Source organism: Kitasatospora sp. CMC57, from assembly GCF_045866025.2.
Classification (GTDB): Bacteria; Actinomycetota; Actinomycetes; order Streptomycetales; family Streptomycetaceae; genus Kitasatospora.
The window spans coordinates 4,810,356-4,829,696 of record NZ_AP035881.2; the positions used below are offsets into that span (position 1 = coordinate 4,810,356).

General features: G+C 71.5%; 12 protein-coding genes and 2 tRNA genes. 5 read left to right on the plus strand and 9 right to left on the minus strand.

What is annotated here, in order from left to right:
* Positions 1–23: 23 nt before the first annotated feature.
* From ACKUU6_RS21635 to ACKUU6_RS21660, 6 genes are all read right to left on the minus strand, one after another.
* Positions 24–97, minus strand: a tRNA-Lys gene (locus ACKUU6_RS21635).
* Positions 98–194: 97 nt separating this feature from the next.
* Positions 195–494 (minus strand): hypothetical protein, encoded by a 300-nt coding sequence (locus ACKUU6_RS21640; protein WP_407990215.1) that lies wholly within the window; start codon positions 492–494, stop codon positions 195–197.
* A 129-nt stretch (positions 495–623) separates the two neighbouring features.
* Complete coding sequence (locus ACKUU6_RS21645; protein ID WP_407990216.1) at positions 624–2,711, minus strand: phosphocholine-specific phospholipase C; 2,088 nt, start codon at positions 2,709–2,711, stop codon at positions 624–626.
* 171 nt (positions 2,712–2,882) lie between these two features.
* Positions 2,883–3,533, minus strand: a complete 651-nt coding sequence (locus ACKUU6_RS21650) for a pentapeptide repeat-containing protein (RefSeq protein WP_407990217.1) — start codon at positions 3,531–3,533, stop codon at positions 2,883–2,885.
* A gap of 39 nt (positions 3,534–3,572) precedes the next feature.
* A complete protein-coding gene (locus ACKUU6_RS21655) occupies positions 3,573–4,751 on the minus strand; it encodes a low temperature requirement protein A (RefSeq protein WP_407990218.1) in 1,179 nt (392 codons plus the stop codon).
* 355 nt (positions 4,752–5,106) lie between these two features.
* Positions 5,107–6,807 carry an ABC transporter family substrate-binding protein gene (locus ACKUU6_RS21660; protein ID WP_407990219.1) on the minus strand — a complete coding sequence of 567 codons (1,701 nt, stop codon included), beginning with the start codon at positions 6,805–6,807 and terminating at the stop codon, positions 5,107–5,109.
* Between the two features lie 363 nt (positions 6,808–7,170).
* Between ACKUU6_RS21660 and ACKUU6_RS21665 the strand changes: the two genes are divergently transcribed.
* Genes ACKUU6_RS21665 through ACKUU6_RS21675 form a run of 3 tightly spaced genes read left to right on the plus strand, consistent with a single transcriptional unit; the run spans position 7,171 to position 11,047 of the window.
* The gene (locus ACKUU6_RS21665) at positions 7,171–8,154 is read left to right on the plus strand and encodes an ABC transporter permease (RefSeq protein ID WP_407992192.1); all 984 of its coding nucleotides are present in this window, start codon (positions 7,171–7,173) and stop codon (positions 8,152–8,154) included.
* A complete protein-coding gene (locus tag ACKUU6_RS21670) occupies positions 8,154–9,047 on the plus strand; it encodes an ABC transporter permease (RefSeq protein WP_407990220.1) in 894 nt (297 codons plus the stop codon). Before ACKUU6_RS21665 ends, ACKUU6_RS21670 begins: the two co-directional genes overlap by 1 nt.
* Positions 9,044–11,047, plus strand: a complete 2,004-nt coding sequence (locus ACKUU6_RS21675; RefSeq protein ID WP_407990221.1) for a dipeptide ABC transporter ATP-binding protein — start codon at positions 9,044–9,046, stop codon at positions 11,045–11,047. The genes ACKUU6_RS21670 and ACKUU6_RS21675 overlap by 4 nt, the downstream gene beginning before the upstream one ends.
* Before the next feature lie 11 nt (positions 11,048–11,058).
* On the opposite strand, the gene ACKUU6_RS21680 is transcribed toward ACKUU6_RS21675, so the two are convergent.
* Positions 11,059–14,277: a S41 family peptidase gene (locus tag ACKUU6_RS21680; protein ID WP_407990222.1), complete on the minus strand. Its 3,219-nt coding sequence runs from the start codon at positions 14,275–14,277 to the stop codon at positions 11,059–11,061.
* 201 nt (positions 14,278–14,478) lie between these two features.
* On the opposite strand from ACKUU6_RS21680, the gene ACKUU6_RS21685 reads away from it, so the two are divergent.
* On the plus strand, positions 14,479–16,125 hold the full coding sequence (locus tag ACKUU6_RS21685; protein WP_407990223.1) for a chitinase: 1,647 nt from the start codon (positions 14,479–14,481) through the stop codon (positions 16,123–16,125).
* A gap of 349 nt (positions 16,126–16,474) precedes the next feature.
* Here ACKUU6_RS21685 and ACKUU6_RS21690 read toward each other — a convergent pair.
* Together ACKUU6_RS21690 and ACKUU6_RS21695 are read right to left on the minus strand one after the other, a co-directional pair.
* A tRNA-Lys gene (locus ACKUU6_RS21690) sits at positions 16,475–16,548 on the minus strand.
* Between the two features lie 46 nt (positions 16,549–16,594).
* On the minus strand, positions 16,595–17,512 hold the full coding sequence (locus tag ACKUU6_RS21695; RefSeq protein ID WP_407990224.1) for an NADP-dependent oxidoreductase: 918 nt from the start codon (positions 17,510–17,512) through the stop codon (positions 16,595–16,597).
* A 194-nt stretch (positions 17,513–17,706) separates the two neighbouring features.
* On the opposite strand from ACKUU6_RS21695, the gene ACKUU6_RS21700 reads away from it, so the two are divergent.
* The gene (locus ACKUU6_RS21700; protein WP_407990225.1) at positions 17,707–19,287 is read left to right on the plus strand and encodes a Na+/H+ antiporter; all 1,581 of its coding nucleotides are present in this window, start codon (positions 17,707–17,709) and stop codon (positions 19,285–19,287) included.
* Positions 19,288–19,341: the final 54 nt, after the last annotated feature.

A 19,341-nucleotide genomic window follows, 5' to 3' on the forward strand; every position in this document is an offset into this window, starting at 1 on the left:
CCGGTCAGGCGATTGCCTCGCGGTGCGCCGCCAGGGACTCGAACCCCGGACCCGCTGATTAAGAGTCAGCTGCTCTAACCAACTGAGCTAGCGGCGCCTGTCTGACGTCGGAGACTGTACGCGACGTCAGCCGGAACTCCGAAATCGTGATCGCGCGGTCACGGTCGGCTCCGTCCGGTCGGCAGGGCGCCAGGTCAGGCGGGCCTGCGGTGCCGTCCTGCCGCCTGCTCCTCGTGGCGACGGCCCAGCCAGCCCATCAGGGCGAACAGGGTGGTGAGCCAGACCAGGCTGGCCGCCGCCATGGCGAAGGCGTTGTCGACCTGCACGGCGACCAGGACCAGGCCCGCCGAGGCCGCGACCAGCAGCACGACGGTGATCGGCTGGACGTGCTCCAGCAGCCGCCAGGCGCCGCGTGGTCCGCCCACCCTGCGGGGCCTGGCGTACCGGTCCGGGCCGAACTCGGTCTCGGGCTCCGTTTCGGGCTCCGTCGTCATCCCACTCACCTCCGGGGGAAGGGCCGGGCGGCGGACGACCGCCCGGCCGGATACCTCCAGCCTGCGCCGATCGCCCGCCGACCGCCCACCCGGACGGCCGACCAGGACCGCCGACCCGGACCGGCCGCGTCAGCCGGAGATGCTCGGTGCGCCGGTCTCGATGTGCCCGGTGAACCGCTGCGACCAGCTCGGGTCGGAACTGACCGTGACCGTGAAGTCGTACCAACCGTTCTGGTACGCGACGGCGTTGAACCAGTCGCTGGTGTTGCCGCCGGCCTGCACGGTGTACGTCCAGGGACCGTCCGCGCGGTAGTTGTTCGGGGTGACGGTGAAGGTCACCGCCGCGGTGCCCGCGTTGGCCAGCCGGAACCAGAGCGCCGCCTTCCCGGTGTCGGGCGCGTTCGCGTACGAGGCGGTCACCGTGACCGTCTTGCCGGGCTTGGTGGCGTCGCCCTTGAAGCGGCGCAGGAACCGGTTCGGGCCGGTGACGCCGAGGTCGTACGGGCCGTTGCCGAAGTTGGTGCCGCAGTTGAAGAAGTCGCTGGTGCTGCCGCCCGGGTCGATGGTGTACTGCCACGGCCCGCCGCTGCGGTAGGCGTTCGCATAGGCCGCGAAGTGGGCCGAACTGGTGGCCACCGCACCCTCGTTGGCCATCTTGATCCAGACCTTCATCACCCCGTTGGCGCCGAACTCCAGGTGGTCCAGGTTGGCGTTCGGCTGGTACGGCAGCGCGCGGGCCGGCCGAGTGCCGGCCTCCTGCAGCGGCAGGGCGTTGTTGGTCGGCGCGGGGTTTGGCAGCGGGCCGCAGCTGGACTGGCCGATCACGAAGGAGGTGTCCGGCAGCGCGGGCATCCCGTACACCGGGTTGGCGAAGTCGAAGGCGCCGGTCAGGTCACCGGTCACCTTGCGTCGCCAGGCGCTGATGTTCGGGCAGGTCGCTGGCTTGCCCAGGGCAGCCGTCCAGGTCTCCAGGAAGCGCAGCACCGAGGTGTGGTCGAAGACCTCGGAGCTCACCCAACCGCCCCGGCTCCAGGGCGAGATGGCGACCATCGGGACCCGGAAGCCGAGGCCGATCGGCTGGCCGTTGTAGAACTCCCCTGCGGTGCCGGTCACCGGGACCGGCGGCGGCACGTGGTCGAAGAAGCCGTCGTTCTCGTCGTAGTTCAGGAACAGCACGGTGGAGTTGAAGACGGCCGGGTCGGCGTTGAGCGCGTCCATCACCAGGTGCACGAAGTGCGCGCCGTCGTTCGGCGGCGCGTAGGGGTGCTCGGAGGAGGCCTCGTCGGCGACGATCCAGGAGACTTGCGGCAGCGTGCCGTTCAGCACGTCGGCGCGGATCGCGGCGGCTATGTCCTCGGGGGTCTTGCCGGTCACCTTGGGGACCGAGCCCATGCCCTTGACCCGGAGCGGGCTGCCGGCCGGGGCGTCGGTGAACTGCTTGAAGTAGGCCAGCGCGTTGTCGCCGTAGTTGTCGGCGGCGTTCTGGTAGAGCTTCCAGCTCACCCCGGCGTTCTCCAGCGCCTCGGCGTAGGTCTGCCAGCGGAGTCCGGACTCGTCGCCGCCGTTGTAGGCCGGGCCGCCCGCCTTGCCGTCCGGGTCGATCTGGCCGCTCCAGTGGAAGGTCCGGTTCGGTCCGGTGGCGCTCAGCGTGGAGGAGAAGTAGGCGTCGCAGACCGTCCAGTTGTCGGCCAGGGCGTAGTGGAACGGGATGTCCTTGCGGTTGAGGTAACCGAGCGCCCTGACACTGGACTTGGCGGCCACCCAGTTGTCCATCTTCCCGGTGTTCCAGGCGCTGTGCTGGTCGTTCCAGGAGTGCGCGAGGTCGCCGCTGCACTGGGCCAGCCGCTCCGGGGTCTGCCCGCCGGCCGGGCTGGTGGCGCTGAACGCCCACGGGTACTGGCGGCCGGTGCCGTTCGGCTGGTTGAAGACGCTGTGCCCGCCGGGGATCTGGATCGCGGCCCGGTCGGCGAAGCCCCGGACACCCTTGAGCATGCCGAAGTAGTGGTCGAAGCTGCGGTTCTCCTGCATCAGTACCACGATGTGCTTTGCGTCGGTGATCGTCCCGGTCGCGTCGAGGCCGAGCGCGGCCGCCTCGGCCGTGCCTCCGGCCACGGTGGCCGCGGCGCTGACCTCGGCTGCCGCCGAAGTGGCCACCGCCGCCCCGGCCGCCGCGCTCGCCGACAGTGCCATGAACTTCCTACGACTCAGCTCGGACATCCCGTCTGCCCGTCCCTTCGGTAGCGATGTTGTGCACACACGTTGTGTCCACGCCATCGTTCAGGCGGCATCTTTGTGCAGCCCGGGGCGCCGGTCCAGGACTTTCCATCAAGGCTTGTTGGATTGTTCAACTTGGACCGGCGGAGCGAAGGCCGGATGAACGGTCGGGGCTCAGTCCCGCACGGTGATCCCGAGCGCCTGGGCGAACTGCGGGGCCAGTTCGAAGAGTTGGGCACTGCCCAGAATCGCGCCGCGCAGCCCGTCCGGCCCGTCGGCCAGACCGAGCCGGCTGGCGCCGCGGAGGTCGACCTGGCGCAGGGTCGCGCCGCCGAGGCGGACCTCCTCCAGGGTGGAGCCGGGGAAGGAGAGTTCGGTCAGCTTGGCGCCGCCGAAGTCCACGTCACGCAGCAGGCAGTCCTCGAAGACCACGTCGCGCAGGGTGGCCGCGCGCAGGTTGACCGCCTCCAGCTTGCACTGGCGGAACACCACCCGGCGCAGCGCCGAGCCGTACGCGGTCAGTCCGGCCAGCACGGTCCCGACGAAACCGGTGTCCTGCCACTCGGTCTCTGCGCAGTCCACCGCGACCCAGCGGCTGCCCTGCACCCAGACCTCGTTGAACCGGGCCTGCCGGAGCTTGGCACCGCTCAGCTGCACGCCGGTGAAGGCGCACTCGAGGAAGCTCGCGCCGTTCGCCGGGCCGTCCAGCTCCGGGCCCTCGAAGTGCACGGTGTCGTATCGCTCGTCGCGCCGGAGCGGTCCGGTGTGCGGGACGAGCAGGTGCGCGTACGGCAGGTCGCCGAGCTGGTCGGGGACGGACGGCATGCGGGCCTCCAGGCGTAGTGGGTCCGCCCATCCTCACAGTCAGGACTGACGGGAGTGCAGCGTGACGCCCGTTGCCACCGCCGCCGCGCAGACGAGCCCGGCCGCCAGGACGCCCGACGCGCCGAGCAGCGTGCAGGCCAGTACGGCCACCGCGGCGACCGGGAGGAGCAGCACCTCGGCCGGGCCGCGCTTGGTGTGCCGGGCGTGCAGCAGCCAGACGGTGAACAGGTAGAGCGCGGTGGGCACGGTGACAGCGGCGGTGGCCGCCTCCGCACCGATGTGCGCCTCGCCGGTCGCGTACTCGATCGCGACCTCCATCCCGGCGCCGATCGCGGCGGCCGAGCCGAGCACCAGGTAGTGGCCGTAACCCCAGAGGAAGGACCGCCGACTGGAGGTGAGGAGGTGGTGCACCGGCCGGGCGAAGTAGATCCACCAGGCGGCGAAGCAGATCAGGATGCCGCCGGTCGCCAGCGGGATCAGCTCGCCCAGCGCCTCGTGCTCGTCCAGCGCGGCCTGCATCGCCAGGGTGGCGGCGGAGACCGTCTCGCCGAGCACGATCAGGGTGAACAGGCCGTACCGCTCGGCGATGTGCTGCGGGTGCCAGGTGCTCTGGGAGTGCAGCTCGGCCAGCGCGGGCACCGAGAGCTCGGCCACGATGCCGAGCGGCAGCACCCATACCCGGGCGCCCTCCGGCACCAGCAGCACCAGGCCCCAGCCGATCTGGCAGACCGTGATGCCGGCCGCGTAGCGCAGCGCCATGGTGCGCGCGCCGCCGCTCTCGCAGGCGGCGGCGCGCAGCCACTGGGTGACCATGGCCAGGCGCATCACCACGTAGCCGACCACCGAGAGGGTGAGGTCCTGGTCGGCGAAGATCCGGGGCACCCCGGCGGCCAGGATCAGCACGCCGGTGATCTGGACCAGCGTGGTCAGCCGGTACGGCACGTCGTCCACGTCGTAGGCGGAGGCGAACCAGCTGAAGTTCATCCAGGCCCACCAGATCGCGAAGAACGCGAACGCGTAGCTGTACAGCCCGTGGCCGAGGTGACCCGACGCCAGGTCGTGGGCGAGCTGGGAACCGGCCTGGGCGACCGCCACCACGAAGCAGAGGTCGAAGAACAGCTCCAGGGGCGTGGCGGCCCGGTGGCTCTCGCTCTTGCTCCGGGGCGTCATCCGGCGGAACGGCGCCGGATCGGTCGGGACGGTCTCGCTGCTGGTCATGCCGCGATCCTGGCAGCCCGTCCTCGGCGACGCACGTAGCAGCGCGGCACGTCGGGCCGGCCGCCGCCCGTTCTCTCGTGTCGTCAGCGAGAGTTGACGACGGAGTGCGCGAACCGGGTGACAGCGGCCGGGTCCCCGGGCGTGCCCCGTGAGTGCTGTTCGGCGTGTCGGGTTTGACCGGCTAGATTCCTCGGCAGTGCAAGGACGACGCGGGCGGTCGGCGAGCAACGCGGAAGGTCAAGGCCGGTGGCGGTACACGGGGGTGGGTCACCCGCTGGCCCGTGCCACCGGCCTCGTGATCACCGCGCTGCTCGTCAGTGCCGTCTGGCGTCCGTCAGCCCGTACCTCTCAGGGGTCACTTCTCCCAGCCGACCTTGGTGATGTCGGTGTCCGCCAGGCTTCCCGCCCCGAAGTTCGCCAGGCCTTTGCGGACCGCCACGATGCTCGGCCGCTGGTACAGCTCGTAGGTGTGGCCCAGCTCCCAGATCTGCGCGTCGGCCTTGTTGTAGAGCTTGGCCGCCTCGGCCGGGTCGAGGGTGGCCGCCGCCGTGCGCAGCAGCTCGTCGATCTCCGGGGTGGCCAGCTTCGAGTAGTTCCCGAACACGTTGTCGCCCTGCGGGGCACGGAAGTTGGCCACCCCGGCGGAGAGCGGGAAGGAGCCGGTGTTGCGCCAGCTGGCCAGGTCGAACTTGCCCTGGTTGATGTACTTGCCGAAGTACTCCTTGCTCGGCACCTTGTCGACGGTGAGCTTCACGCCGACCTGCTGGAGCATGTTCTGCACGGCGGTGGCCATGTCGATCTGCGCCTGCGCCGAGCCGTCGCTCAGCACGTAGTGCAGCTCCAGCGGCTGGCCGTCCTTGGTGCGCGGCTGGCCGGCCGTCGCCTCCTTCCAGCCCGCCTTGTCCAGCAGCTCCTTGGCGCCCGGAACGTTGAACTTGACCCAGTCGCCGGAGTTGTCCTGGTAGCCGCTCTGGTTGGTCATGAAGAGGTGGTTGCCGAGCGGCTTGAACTCCACCGGCACGCCCTGGTTGACGATCTTGATCAGGGCGGCCCGGTCCAGCGCCAGGCCGAGCGCCTGCCGGAGCGACTTGTCGGCCAGCGGCCCGTTGCCGCCGAAGGAGATGTGCACCTCGTCCCACGGCGTGCCGGTCCTGATCACGCCGTCCTTGGCGTCCTTGAGCTGGCCGTACGCGGTGGCGCTGCCCGCTGAGGCGTAGTCCACCTCGTTGTTGAGGAACGCCTGGGTGATCGCCGGGATGGCCAGCACCCGGTAGGTGATCTTGTCCAGCTTGGGCTTCGGGCCCCACCAGTTGGGGTCCGGCACCAGGGTGATGGTCTGCGCGGTCTTGTCGATCGCGCCGAACTTGAACGGTCCGCCGGTGACCGGCACCTGCTCGATCCAGCCCTGGTTGAACGCCTCGGGGGTGGCGATGCCGGCGGCCGGGATCAGCGGGTTGAACAGGTTCTGCCAGTCCGCGTACGGCTTGTCGAAGGTGACCTTCACCTCCTGGGCGTCGGCGCCCTGCTCGACCGAGGCGATCTGCTCGTAGCCGGAGGAGTCGGCGATGTTGTAGGCCGGGTTCTTGCCGTTGGTGGACTCCCACACCGCCTTGAAGTCCTGCGCGCCGATCTGCTTGCCGTCCGACCACTTGGCCTTCGGGTTGATCTTGTAGGTCACCACCTGCGGCGACTTGGAGGTGACCTCGGCCGAGGCCAGGTACTCCGGCACCGGCTTGAAGACGCCCTTGGCGTCGGTGCGGAACAGCTTGGCCTCGGTGTAGCCCATGATCTCGACCGCGTCGCCGTACCGCCCGTCCACCTGGTACGGGTTCCACTGGGTGATCCACTGCTGGAGCGGAGGCCGGAACTCGCCGCCGTCCTTGATTCTCTCCAGCGGCTGCGGGTTGTTGTCCTCGGCGTCCTGGGCCGGCACCACGTTCTTCGCCACGTCCCCCGAGCCCGAGCCGGCCGAGCTGCACCCGGTGACGGCCAGCGTCAGTGCGATGGCGAGGACGGCGGCGCGGCGCAGGCCGCGGGCGGCGGTGAAGGTGTCCATCTGGGGTTCCCCCGGGAAGAGTCGGTGGCCGCCAGGTGTGGCGACGCTTGAGCATGGGCAGCCAAGTCGGTGTCCGGCCGAGCAGAACGTAACAGCGGATCAGTTCACGTACCAGGGGGTCCTGTTCACACCTGATCGAATCGAAACGAGCGGCAACACTGCGGCAATACGCCGTCAGCAACCCGCTGGAACACTCTGACCTGCTGCTTCGCCAATCGGCCGAAGCAGGGCGTGCCAGAGCTCTGGACGGCCGACTGGCCATGCCGTAGAACTGCTGCGCGCGAAGCTGCGCCAAACACCCCTAGAGCGAAGGCAATTCGTCATGCTGACCAGGTGTACGAACCTCCGGACCGGCGGTGCGGGGTGATCCGGTACCTGGTTAAACGCCTCGGCTACTACGTGATCCTGCTGATCGTCGCGGTCTTCCTGGCGTACGCCCTCTCCAGCACCGCGCTCGGGCCCCGGAGCTACTTCGAGGCCAAGCAGCCCCGGCCGTCCGCCGCCTCGGTGGACCGGCAGCTGACCGCGCTGAACATCAACGACCGCACCCCCGTGGTGGAACGTTTCGGCTCCTGGGCCGAGGGGCTGGTGCTCCACGGCGACCTCGGCCGGACCATCCACGACACCTCGGTGAACGAGGACTTCGGCCGCCGGATCTGGGTCTCGCTCCGGCTGCTGCTGGTCGGCAGCCTGCTCGGGATGGTGCTGGGCGTGGCGGTCGGCGCCTGGGGCGCGGTGCGGCAGTACCGCTTCTCGGACCGCGCGGCCACCCTGACCTCCTTCGTGCTGCTCTCCACCCCGGTCTTCCTGCTCGCCCTGCTGCTGAAGAACGGTGCGATCGCCGCCAAGGACGCGGCCGGCCACGAGGTGATCCCGTTCACCGGCTACGAGACCCCCGGACTGGCCGGCGGGATCGGTGCCCACCTGGCCGACTGGGGGCTCCACCTGCTGCTGCCCACCCTGTCGTTGGCGCTCGGCGGGATCGCGGTCTACAGCCGCTACCAGCGCGCCACCATGCTCGACGTGCTCGGCTCCGACTACCTGCGCACCGCCGAGGCCAAGGGGCTGACCAGGAACCGGGCCCTGGTCAAGCACGGCCTGCGCACCGCGGTGATCCCGATGGCCACCATGTTCGCCTACAGCTTCCTGGGCATCTTCACCGGCGCGGCCTTCACCGAGACCATCTTCGGCTGGCACGGCATGGGGGAGTGGTTCATCCAGGCGATCAACGAGCAGGACATCAACTCGGTGGTCGCGGTCAACCTGTTCGCCGCGGTGGTGGTGCTGGCGTCCGGCTTCCTGGCCGACCTGCTGACCGCCGCCCTCGATCCCCGGGTCAGGTCCTGATGACTGCCGTCCTGCCGCTGCCCACCGCCGAACTCCCGCTCGCTGCCGGAAGGATGCGCCTGGTCACTGGGCGCCTGCTGGCCGCCAAGGGTGTGCTGATCGGCGCGGTGACCGTGCTGCTGCTCTTCCTGCTGGCCTTCGTCGGCCCGTTCCTGACGCCCTGGGACTACGCTACGCCCGACTACCTGGCGATCCGTCAACCGCCGTCCGGTACTCATTGGTTCGGGACCAACGGGCTGGGGCAGGACGTCTTCGCGCAGACCGTCCGGGGCCTGCAGAAGTCGCTGGTGATCGGGTTGCTGGTGGCGCTGTTCTCCACCGTGCTGGCCGGGCTGGTCGGCGCCTGCGCCGGGTACTTCGGCGGCTGGACCGACCGGGTACTGACCTTCCTGGTCGACCTGCTGCTGGTCTTCCCGAGCTTCCTGATCATCACCATCATCTCGCCCCGGCTCAAGGGCTCGGGCTGGATCGCCTTCGTGGTGCTGCTGGCCGCGTTCAACTGGATGATCACCGCCCGGGTGGTCCGCTCGATGACCCGTTCACTGCGCGAGCGCGAATTCGTCCGCGCCGCACGGTTCATGGGCGTCCACCCGCTAAGGATCATCCTGCGGCACATCCTGCCCAACGTCGCCTCCTTCCTGATCACCGACGCCACCGTCGCGGTCGGCGGCGCCGTGATGAGCGAGGCCGCGCTCTCCTACTTCGGCTTCGGCGTCCGCGCCCCCGACGTCTCACTCGGCACCCTGCTCGCCGCCGGTACGGACCAGGCACCGGTCTTCCCCTGGCTGTTCTACTTCGCGGCCGGCCTGCTGGTGCTGTTCGTGCTCGCCGTCAACCTGATCGGGGACGGCCTCCGGGACGCCCTCGATCCGACCTCCGGGAGCCGGTCATGACCACCCCGCTGCTCGAAGTGGCTGACCTCGCCGTGGACTTCGGCTCCCAGCCGGCCGTCCGGGGGGTCGACCTGGCGCTCCGGCGCGGCGAGACCCTGGGCATCGTGGGCGAGTCCGGCTCCGGCAAGTCCGTCACGGCACTGGCCGTGCTCGGACTGCTGCCCGGCACCGCCCGGGTCCGCGGTTCGGTGCGGCTGGAGGGCCGGGAGCTGGTCGGTCTGCCCGGCCGGGAGCTCGCCGGACTGCGCGGGCGCAAGGTCGCGATGGTCTTCCAGGACCCGCTCTCCGCCTTCACCCCCGTCTACCGGATCGGCGACCAGATCGTCGAGGCGATCCGGATCCACCAGCCGCTGGACCGGGAGGCCGCCCGCAAGCGCGCGGCAGAACTCCTGGACCTGGTCGGCATCCCGGACCCCGTACGGGCCCTGGACGCCTACCCGCACGAGTTCTCCGGCGGCATGCGGCAGCGCGCGATGATCGCCATGGCGATCGCCAACGACCCCGACATCCTGCTCGCCGACGAGCCCACCACCGCACTCGACGTCACCATCCAGGCCCAGGTGCTGGACGTGCTGCGGACCGCGCAGCGCGAGACCGGCGCCGCGCTGGTCCTGGTCAGCCACGACCTCGGGGTGATCGCCGGGATGGCCGACCGGGTCGCGGTGATGTACGCGGGCCGGGTGGTGGAGACCGCCCCGGTGGACGAGCTGTTCGCCCACCCCCGGCACCCGTACACCCTCGGCCTGATCGGCGCCGTCCCCCGGCTGGACACCGAGGGCGGCCCACTGGTGCCGATCCCCGGCCAACCGCCCGCGCTCGGCGCGGTCGGGCCCGGCTGCCCGTTCGCCGACCGCTGCCCGCTGGTGCAGGACCGCTGCCTGGCGGCCGAACCGCCGCTGACCGGCGAGGGCGATCACCTGGCGGCCTGCCTGCGCGCCGACGAACTCGCCCGCGACCGCCCGGCCCCGCAGGACGTCTACCCCGTACCGCCGCTGCCCGCCGCCGACCCGACGCCCCGCGCGGAGCGCGAACCGGTGCTCCGGGTGACCGGGCTGACCAAGACCTTCCCGGTCCTGAAGGGCACCGTCTTCAAGCGCCGGGTCGGGTCGGTGTACGCGGCGGACGGCGTCGAGCTCGACCTCCGCCGGGGCGAGACGCTCGGGCTGGTGGGGGAGTCGGGATCCGGCAAGTCGACCACCCTGTTCGAGCTGCTCGGCCTCGGCCGGCCCGAGGCCGGCCGGATCGAACTGCTCGGCCAGGACACCGCGACGCTCGACCGGGCCGGAGCGCACCGGCTGCGCGGCGAGGTGCAGATCGTCTTCCAGGACCCGATGGCCAGCCTCGACCCCCGGCTGCCGATCGGCGACGTGATCGCCGAACCGCTGCTCGCCCGGGGCGCGGCCCGCGAGCTGATCAACCGTCGGGTCCCCGAACTGCTCAGGCAGGTCGGGCTCGACCCGGCGTACGTCGCCCGCTACCCGCACCAGTTCTCGGGCGGGCAGCGGCAGCGGATCTCGATCGCCCGGGCCCTCGCCGTCCAGCCGAAGCTGCTCGTCCTGGACGAACCGGTCTCCGCCCTCGACGTCTCGGTCCAGGCCGGAGTCCTCAACCTGCTCCAGCAGCTCAAGGCCGAACTGGGCCTGGCCTACCTCTTCGTCTCGCACGACCTCTCGGTGATCCGCCACCTCTGCGACCGGATCAGCGTGATGTACCTCGGCCGCACCGTCGAGGCCGGCGCGGCGGCCGAGGTCTTCGCCCGCCCCCGCCACCCCTACACCCAGGCCCTGCTCTCCGCCGTCCCGCTCCCCGACCCGGCAGCCGAGCGCGCCCGCACCCGGGTGCTCCTCCCGGGGGACCCGCCCTCACCCACCGAACGGCGCACCGGCTGCGCCTTCCGCACCCGCTGCCCGCTCTACGCCACCCTCGACCCGGCCCGGCAGGCCCGCTGTGAGACGGCAGCACCCGCGTTGGAGGATGGTGTCGCCTGCCACCACGCCTGACCCTGCACGGGTCAGCGCGGGGGGAGCGGCGGACGGCGCAGGTCGGGGCGGGGTGCGTCCGGCGGCGGCGGAGTGGCCGCCGGGTGTGCGGCCAGCAGCTCCAGCGCCAGCCGGACGGCCGCCTCCAGCTCCGTGTGCAGCGAGGCGGCCCACTCGTGCGGGCCGCGCAGCACCGGGACGTCGGGTGCCACGCCGTGGTTCTCCACCGACCAGCCGATGCCGCCGGTGAACCAGGCGGCGTTCTTCGGCACCGAGATCTGGGTCCCGTCCCCCAGGGTGTGGCGGCCGGTCATGCCGACCACCCCGCCCCAGGTCCGGCTGCCCACCACCGGGCCGAGGCCGAGCAGCTTGATGGCGGTGATGATCACGTCGCCGTCGGAACTGGTGGCGTGGTCGGCGAGCGCCACCACCGGGCCGCGCGGGGCGTCCTTCGGGTAGCGGACCGGGTGCCTGCCCCGGCTGTGGTCCCAGGCCAGCACCCGGCGGCTGAGCTTCTCCAACACCAGTTCGGAGACGTTCCCGCCGGCGTTCCCCCGAACGTCCAATACCAGTGCGGGGTAGTCGAGTTCACGCCGCAGGTCGCGGTTGAACTGGGCCCAGCCGGAGCCGCCGAGATCCGGGATGTGCAGGTAGCCGCACCGGCCGTCGCTCAACTCCCTTACCAGGTGCCGCCGTCGGGTCACCCAGTCCTGGTAGCGGATCGGCCGCTCGTCGGTCAGCGGGGTGACCGCGATCCGCCGCAGGGCGCCACCGGCGGCCGTCCTGACGGTGAGTTCGACGGTGGTCCCGCCGGTGCCCACCAGCAGCGGGGCGGGGCCGCGCAGCGGGTCGGGCGGACGGCCGGAGACGGCCACCAACTCGTCGCCGTCGCGCAGCCCGTACCCGGCCAGCGGGGCCCGGGCGCGCGGGTCGGAGGACTCGCCGGGCAGGACCCGGTGGATCAGCCAGCGGCCGTCCGGGGCGCACTGGAGGTTGGCGCCGAGCAGGCCGAGCGGCTGGGCGGCCGGACTCGGGCCCTCGCTGCGCCGGGACGCAGAGACGTAGGCGTGTGAGGTGCCGAGCTCGCCGAGCAGCTCCCTGAGTAGGTCGGCGAAGTCGTCGGGGCTGGCCACCCGGTCCACCAACGGGGCGTACTGGTCAACCAGTTCGGGCCAGTCGAGGCCGCACATCCCCGGGTCCCAGAACTGGTCCCGGACGATCCGGGCCGCCTCGTGGAACGCCTGCCGCCACTCCTCCGCCGGGTGCACGGTGTGCGTGATCCGGCGCAGGTCGACGGTCAACGGCTGGCTTCCGGAGGGAAGTTGGAGCAGTCGCAGGGTGCCGGCCGAGAACACCAGGACCGAGCGGCCGTCACCGGAGACGGAGTAGCCGTCCAACTGCTCGGCGACGGTGGTCCTGGTGCCGTGCGCCAGGTCGAAGTACTCCAGGGCGGGGCGGCCCGAGGTGTCGGCCGGATTGGCGAAGGTCTGGCCGAGCGCCCCGGCGATCGGCCAGCGCAGCCAGAGCAGACCGCCCCGGACGGGTGCGGTGGCGGAGTACTTGGAGGCGATCACCGGGAACGGCACCAGTCGGCTGGAGAGGCCCTGCGGGTCGACCGTCACCGTGCCGTCGCCGGTCTGCTCCGGGTCCAGGCCGACCGGCGGCCGTCCCTCCGCCGGGTCGGCGAACGGTGACGGGGTGTCCGCCGCCAGCGGCACCAGGTACGGGCGGCAGCCGAGCGGGAAGGACATGTCACCGGTGTGCACGTCGTGCACCGGGTCGAAGCCGCGCCAGGAGAGGAAGACCAGGAAGCGGCCGTCCCGGGTGAAGACCGGGTGCTCGTCCTCGAACCGGCCGCCGGTCACGTCGATGGTGTGCGCCGGATCGGCCACCCGGGCCAGCTGGATCGAACGCAGCGAACGGCCCGCCACCGGCTGCGACCAGGTCAGCCACTGCGAGTCCGGGGAGAAGGCCGGACTGCCGACCGGCCCGTACCGGGACGTGGCCGCCTCGGTGACGGTGCCGTCGGCGGTGGCCACCAGCAGCAGCCGGCCGTCCGAGGAGACCACGGCCAGGGTCTGTCCGTCGGGCGCGGCGGCCAGCTCCAGCACCTGGCCGAGCCGCCCGGCGGCGATCCGGCGCGGTGGGGCGTCCGGGTCGCCCCGGCCCGGTGTGGGGGCCACCTCGATCGCGTCGGCGCCCTCGGCGTCGGTGGCCCAGGCCAGCTGGCCGCTGTGGCCGAGCAGGACGGGGAGCCGGGTCCGCACCCCGGGGGTGTCGGCCAGCACCCGGGCGGGGCCGTCCCGGTGGGCGAGCCAGTAGAGGCTGCCGCGCACGGTGATCGCGCTGGCCCGGCCGGTGGCGTCGCAGGCCAGGTCCTTCACCTGACTGGCCGTCGGCACCTGGTACGGGCGGCGGCCCGAGCGCGAGCCGCCGAGCGGGATCTCCAGCCTGCGTGGGTGCGGGTGGTCCAGGCTGTCCAGCAGCCAGAGGTCGCCAGCGTGCTGGTAGACGATCCTGGTCCCGTCACTGGCCGCCTCGCGGGCGTAGTACGCGGCGTGGTCGGTGTGTCGGCGCAGACCGGTGCCGTCGGGGCGGCAGGAGTAGAGGTTGCCGACGCCCTCGTGGTCGGAAAGAAAGGCGATCCTCGGGCGGTCAGGCCCGCCGACCGGCATCGGGGAGGACAGGTGGCCCGGGTGGTCGGGGAGCAGCTGGGTGGTGTCGAGCCAGAGCCGGCCGGTGGCGCCGCCCCGGTAGCGCTTCCAGGCGGCCGGTTCGTGCGGCGCGGCGGCGGTGAGCAGCACGGTGTGCCGGGCGTCCATCTGGGCGTCGCTGACCGGACCCCAGGGCATCCGGCGGCCGGGGGAGCCGTCCGGCGGCAGGGCCCAGGCCCAGGTGTAGTGGGCGAACGGCTCGTGGTACGAGGTCAGCGCGAGCAGTTCGCCGTCCGGCAGCCAGCCGCGCACCCGGGTGTCCTGGCTGCCCCAGTAGGTCAGCCGGGTGGCCAGGCCACCGGCCGAAGGGGCGGTCCACACCTCGGGCGTGACGGTGAGCCAGCTGGTCCAGGCGACCGTCGCACCGTCCGGCGAGAGCCGGGGGTGGCTGACCCTGGTGCGGTCGCAGCTCACCCGCCACGCCCGGCCGACGGTGCCGTCCGGGGCCAACGGGGCGGCCCAGACGTCGTCCTCGGCGGTGAAGGTGAGCAGGCCGCCGCGCAGGTGCGGGTACCTGAGATAGCCGGGCTCGGTCACCCCTTCATGCAACGGGCGTCCCGGGCGGGTCGCAACCCGGACTGCTCCTCACGGGCCGTCAACCCCTGCGCTGGCCGAGACCATTGACACCTGCGCCGCGCAGCCGGTTCAGTGGTCCAGTCCAATCGGCGCTCCCCACACCGAGCTTTCCCCCGAAGCGAGTTGGACCACCCTTACAGATCGAGGCAGGAGCATCCCCACATGCGAACTCCCCGAACCACCAGAAGACTGGTCGCCGCCGCGACCGCCTGGAGCACGGCCCTGGCCGGTGCCGTCGCCCTCAGCTTCACCCTGGCGCCGCCCGCGAGCGCCGGCGAGTTCCTCACCAACGGCGGCTTCGAGACCGGCAGCCTCTCCCCGTGGAGCTGCACCGGCGGCCTCGGCAGCCTCACCGGCCAGTCCAGGAGCGGCAGTTACGCCCTCGCCGGGGCCGCCTCGGCGAGCGACTCGGCCCAGTGCAGCCAGACCGTCACGGTCAAGCCCAGCACCACGTACCAGCTCACCGGCTGGGTCAAGGGCGCGTACGTCTACCTCGGCGTGGACGGCGGCGCGAGCACCTGGACCCCGGGCACCGGCGGCGCCTACCAGAAGCTCACGGTCAGTTTCACCACCGCCGCCGCGCAGACCAGCGCCACCGTGTACACCCACGGCTGGTACGGCCAGGGCACGTACTACGCGGACGACCTCTCGCTGGACGGTCCTGGCGCGCCGAGCCCGTCGCCGTCCTCGTCCGTCTCTCCCTCTGCCTCTGCCTCCTCCTCTCCCTCCTCCTCCCCGTCCCCTTCGCCTTCCTCCTCCTCCTCCTCGCCGACCTCGCCGCCGAGCGGTCTGCCGCCGCACGCGCTGGTCGGCTACCTGCACGCCAGCTTCGGCAACGGCGCGGGCTACACCAAGGTCGCCGACATCCCGGACAGCTGGGACGTCATCAACCTCTCGTTCGGCGAGCCCACCTCGGCGACCTCCGGCGACATCCGGTTCAACCGCTGCCCGGCCACCGAGTGCGCCGGGGTCGAGTCGGACGCCGACTTCAAGGCGGCGATCGCGGCCAAGCAGGCCAAGGGCAAGAAGGTGCTGATCTCGATCGGCGGCCAGAACGGCCAGGTCCAGCTCACCACCACGGCCGCCAGGGACGCCTTCGTCAGCTCGGTCTCGGCGATCATCGACCGGTGGGGCCTGAACGGCCTCGACATCGACTTCGAGGGCCACTCGCTCTCGCTGAACACCGGTGACACCGACTTCAAGAACCCCACCTCGCCGGTGGTGGTCAACCTGATCTCGGCGCTCAAGACGCTCAAGGCCAAGTACGGCCAGAACTTCGTCCTCACCATGGCGCCGGAGACCTTCTTCGTCCAACTCGGCTACCAGTACTACGGCTCCGGCCCCTGGGGCGGCCAGGACCCGCGCGCGGGCGCCTACCTGCCGGTGATCTACGCGATGCGGAGTGACCTGACCCTGCTGCACGTCCAGGACTACAACTCCGGCTCCATCATGGGCCTGGACAACCAGTACCACTCGATGGGCGGCGCCGACTTCCACGTCGCGATGACCGACATGCTGCTCAAGGGCTTCCCGGTCGCGGGCAACACCGCCAACATGTTCCCCCCGCTGGCCGCCTCCCAACTCGCCATCGGCATGCCCGCCACCACCAACGCCGGCAACGGCTACGTCAGCCCCACCGAGGTCGACAAGGCCCTGGACTGCCTCACCAAGACCACCAACTGCGGCACATACGTCCCGCGCAGCGGAGCCCAGCCCGCCCTGCGCGGCCTGATGACCTGGTCGATCAACTGGGACCAGTACAACGGGGTGCGCGAGTTCTCGAAGAACTTCGACAGCTACTTCGGCTGAGCCCGGCCCGCCGCAGGGGCGGGAGCCGCGCCGGACGACTGCCCGACGCGGCTCCCGGGCCCTGCAGGTCTTGTACGACCCACCTGACTCGTCGTTCTGCGTGTGCGTGCCGGTCAGGTCCGCGAACCGGATGATCTCCTGGGCTGCCCCTCCCTCTTCCGATGGCGCTCAGACAGGCGGTGGACGCGGAGTGGTACTGGCGGACTCGCGATGACGGAACGGCACTGGCGCCGAGGCCCGCGCGGGTCGACCGGGGCGTGATCAGCCCCTCGCCAGCTCCGGCGCCAGGGAACGCCAGAGGCCGCCCTCCCCGAAGGAAGAGCGGCCTGGTCAGGCGATTGCCTCGCGGTGCGCCGCCAGGGACTCGAACCCCGGACCCGCTGATTAAGAGTCAGCTGCTCTAACCAACTGAGCTAGCGGCGCCTGCTGACGGAGAGAACATTACCTGGTCAGCAGCCGAAAGCAGAAATCAGTCGGCCCAAGGGGTGATGACCGCCTTGCCCCGGACGTGACCGGCTTCGACCAAGCGGTGGGCCTCGGCCGCCCGGGTCAGTGGGAAGGTTGCGGCGATCTCCAGTCGGAGTGCGCCGGACTCCCAGAGGGCGGTCAGTTCGGCGAGGCGGGCGGCGGTGCGGGGGCCGCGCAGGGCGGTGAGGCCGAGGCGCTGGGCGCCCGGGTAGTCGACGATGGTGCCGATCCGCGTCCGGTCGGGGACCAGTTCGAGCGAGGCTTCCAGTGCGCCCCGCCCGGCCGCGTCGAGGGCGGCGTTCACTCCGTCCGGGGCCAGCTCGCGGACCCGGGCGGGCAGGCCCTCGCCGTACGTGACCGGGATCGCGCCGAGTTCGCGGAGGTACGCGTGGTTGCGCTTGCTCGCCGTACCGATCACGGTGGCGCCCCAGGCCCGGGCCAGCTGGACGGCGACCGTGCCGACGCCGCCCGAGGCGCCGTGGATCAGTACCGTGTCGCCCCGGCCGACCTTCAGTTCGGTGAGGGCGACGTGGGCGGTCTGGGCGGAGGCCGAGAACGAGCCCGCCTCGGCCCAGCTCATCCCGGCGGGCTTGGGGACGAGCTGCGCGCCGTCCACCGCGACGTGCTGGGCGTGGCAGTTGAGCAGCCGGAAGCCGAGCACCTCGTCGCCGACCTCCCAGCCGAAGCTGCCCGCCCCGAGCTGCTCGACCACCCCCGCGAACTCGTTGCCCGGGATCGCTGGGTACGTGATGGCCGCGCCTGGCGGGCACCAGCCGGACCGGACGGCCGTGTCGGCGGGCTGGATGCCGGCCGCCAGTACCCGGACCAGCACCTCACCCGGCCCCGGCGCCGGCACCGGCAGCTCCGCCACGTACAGCACGTCGGGGCCACCGGGTTCGTTGAACATCGACGCCAGCATGGCACCGCTCCTCTTGGCTCGTGGACTGCTTCTGGGCTTGGCCGTGGGCTTCTGCGGCCCACTCTGAGTGTTCAAGCGCGGTTGAAGTCAAGAACCCGACGGCGAGCCGGATCAGGTTGGCTCATTGTCAGATTTATCCTGGCCCGAACGGCCGCCAGAACGGGAAGGCCGTGAGACCGAGAGGACCTCACTCCGTGGCCCAGCTGTCACTGCTCTTCCTGGTGCTGCTCGCCTCGGTGGTGACCATCCCGGTGGCCCGGATCACCCGGGTGCCGCAGCCGGTGCTGATGACCGCGATCGGCATGCTGTTGGCCTGGCTGCCGCAGGTTCCGGACATCACCATCAACCCCGAGCTGATCCTGCCGCTGGTGCTGCCGCCGCTGATCTTCGCGGTGGCCCGGCGCTCCTCGGTCCGGTACTTCCGGGCCAACATCCGCTCGATCCTGCTGCTCGCGGTCGCCCTGGTGATCGTTACCACCACGGTGGTGGCCGGGGTGTTCCACTGGCTGATGCCCACCCTCCCGCTGGCCGCCGCCGTCGCCCTGGGCGCGCTGGTCTCGCCGCCCGACCCGGTCGCGGCGGTCGCGGTGGCCGGCAGCGTCGGACTGCCCCGGCGGCTGGTTGCCGTGCTGGAGAGCGAGGGCCTGTTCAACGACGTCACCGCGATCGTCATCTACTCGGTGGCCGTCCAGGCGGTGGTGACCGGGGACTTCTCGGCGGGCGGCGCGGCACTGCGGTTCGTGCTCTCGGCGGTGCTCGCGGTGGTGGTCGGGATCGCGCTGGGCTGGCTGAACGCCAAGCTGGCCGGCCTGCTCGACGACCCGACCCAGCAGGTCGCGCTCAACCTGCTGGTGCCGTTCGCCGCCTACGTGCTGGCGGAGGAGATCCACGGCTCGGGCGTGCTGGCGGTGGTGGTCTGCGCGCTCTACCTGGCGGACCGGGCGGCCGACGCGGACGACGTGGCGTACCGACTGGTCGGCAACGCCTTCTGGGAGATCGTCGAGATCCTGATCACCGGTGTCGCGTTCGGGCTGATCGGCCTGGAGCTGGCGCCGCTGATGGCGGAGGTGAAGGACCGCTGGCACGGCATGGTCGGCGACGCGGTCTGGGTGATCGGCGCCCTGGTGCTGGTCCGGCTGCTCTGGCTGTTGCCGGCCGCCTGGCTCTCCAGACGGGTCAGCGGGGCCGACGAGGACACCCCGATCAGCTGGCGGGAGACGGTGGTGCTGTGGTGGTCCGGGATGCGCGGGGTGGCCACCGTCGCGCTGGCGCTCGGCATCCCGCTCACCATCGACGGCGGCGCGTCCTTCCCCGGCCGGGAGGAGATCGTGGTGGTCGCCTTCGCGGTGGTGCTGTTCACCCTGCTGGTCCAGGGTCTGACGCTGCCTCTGGTGGTCCGGCTGCTCGGCCTGGGCGGCGCGGCGGACGTGCACGAGGAGGAGGTCAAGCGGATGTGGTGGCGGGCCGCCAAGGCCGGACTGACCCGGCTCGGGGAGCTGGAGGACGAGCGTGACCTGCAGCCCGAGGTGGTCGAACGGCTGCGGGAGCGCCAGCATGACCGGCTGGCCAGGCTCTGCCCGGAGAAGTACGCCGAGGAGGAGGCGCAGGAGGCCAGGGAGCGGTTCGTCCAGTGGCAGGCCGCCGCCGACATCGAGCAGGAGATGATCGCCGCCTCCCGCCGCGAGGTGCTGGCCGCCCGGGGCGAGCCGGGCGCCGATCCGGAGATCGCCGACCAGGTGATGCGCAAGCTCGACCTGCGGTCCCGCCGGAAGTAGCGGCCGGAAGCTCCCGAAGGAGTAGCCGCCCGAAGTAGCCGCAGGGCCAGGTGA

What these genes read in the sequence shown, in the direction of transcription:
- ACKUU6_RS21650 (WP_407990217.1), bottom strand. Translation starts at nt 3,533, where the DNA reads ATGCCGTCCGTCCCCGACCAGCTCGGCGACCTGCCGTACGCGCACCTG.
- ACKUU6_RS21670 (WP_407990220.1), top strand. Translation starts at nt 8,154, where the DNA reads ATGACTGCCGTCCTGCCGCTGCCCACCGCCGAACTCCCGCTCGCTGCC.
- ACKUU6_RS21645 (WP_407990216.1), bottom strand. Translation starts at nt 2,711, where the DNA reads ATGTCCGAGCTGAGTCGTAGGAAGTTCATGGCACTGTCGGCGAGCGCG.
- ACKUU6_RS21660 (WP_407990219.1), bottom strand. Translation starts at nt 6,807, where the DNA reads ATGGACACCTTCACCGCCGCCCGCGGCCTGCGCCGCGCCGCCGTCCTC.
- ACKUU6_RS21640 (WP_407990215.1), bottom strand. Translation starts at nt 494, where the DNA reads ATGACGACGGAGCCCGAAACGGAGCCCGAGACCGAGTTCGGCCCGGAC.
- ACKUU6_RS21695 (WP_407990224.1), bottom strand. Translation starts at nt 17,512, where the DNA reads ATGCTGGCGTCGATGTTCAACGAACCCGGTGGCCCCGACGTGCTGTAC.
- ACKUU6_RS21675 (WP_407990221.1), top strand. Translation starts at nt 9,044, where the DNA reads ATGACCACCCCGCTGCTCGAAGTGGCTGACCTCGCCGTGGACTTCGGC.
- ACKUU6_RS21655 (WP_407990218.1), bottom strand. Translation starts at nt 4,751, where the DNA reads ATGACCAGCAGCGAGACCGTCCCGACCGATCCGGCGCCGTTCCGCCGG.
- ACKUU6_RS21685 (WP_407990223.1), top strand. Translation starts at nt 14,479, where the DNA reads ATGCGAACTCCCCGAACCACCAGAAGACTGGTCGCCGCCGCGACCGCC.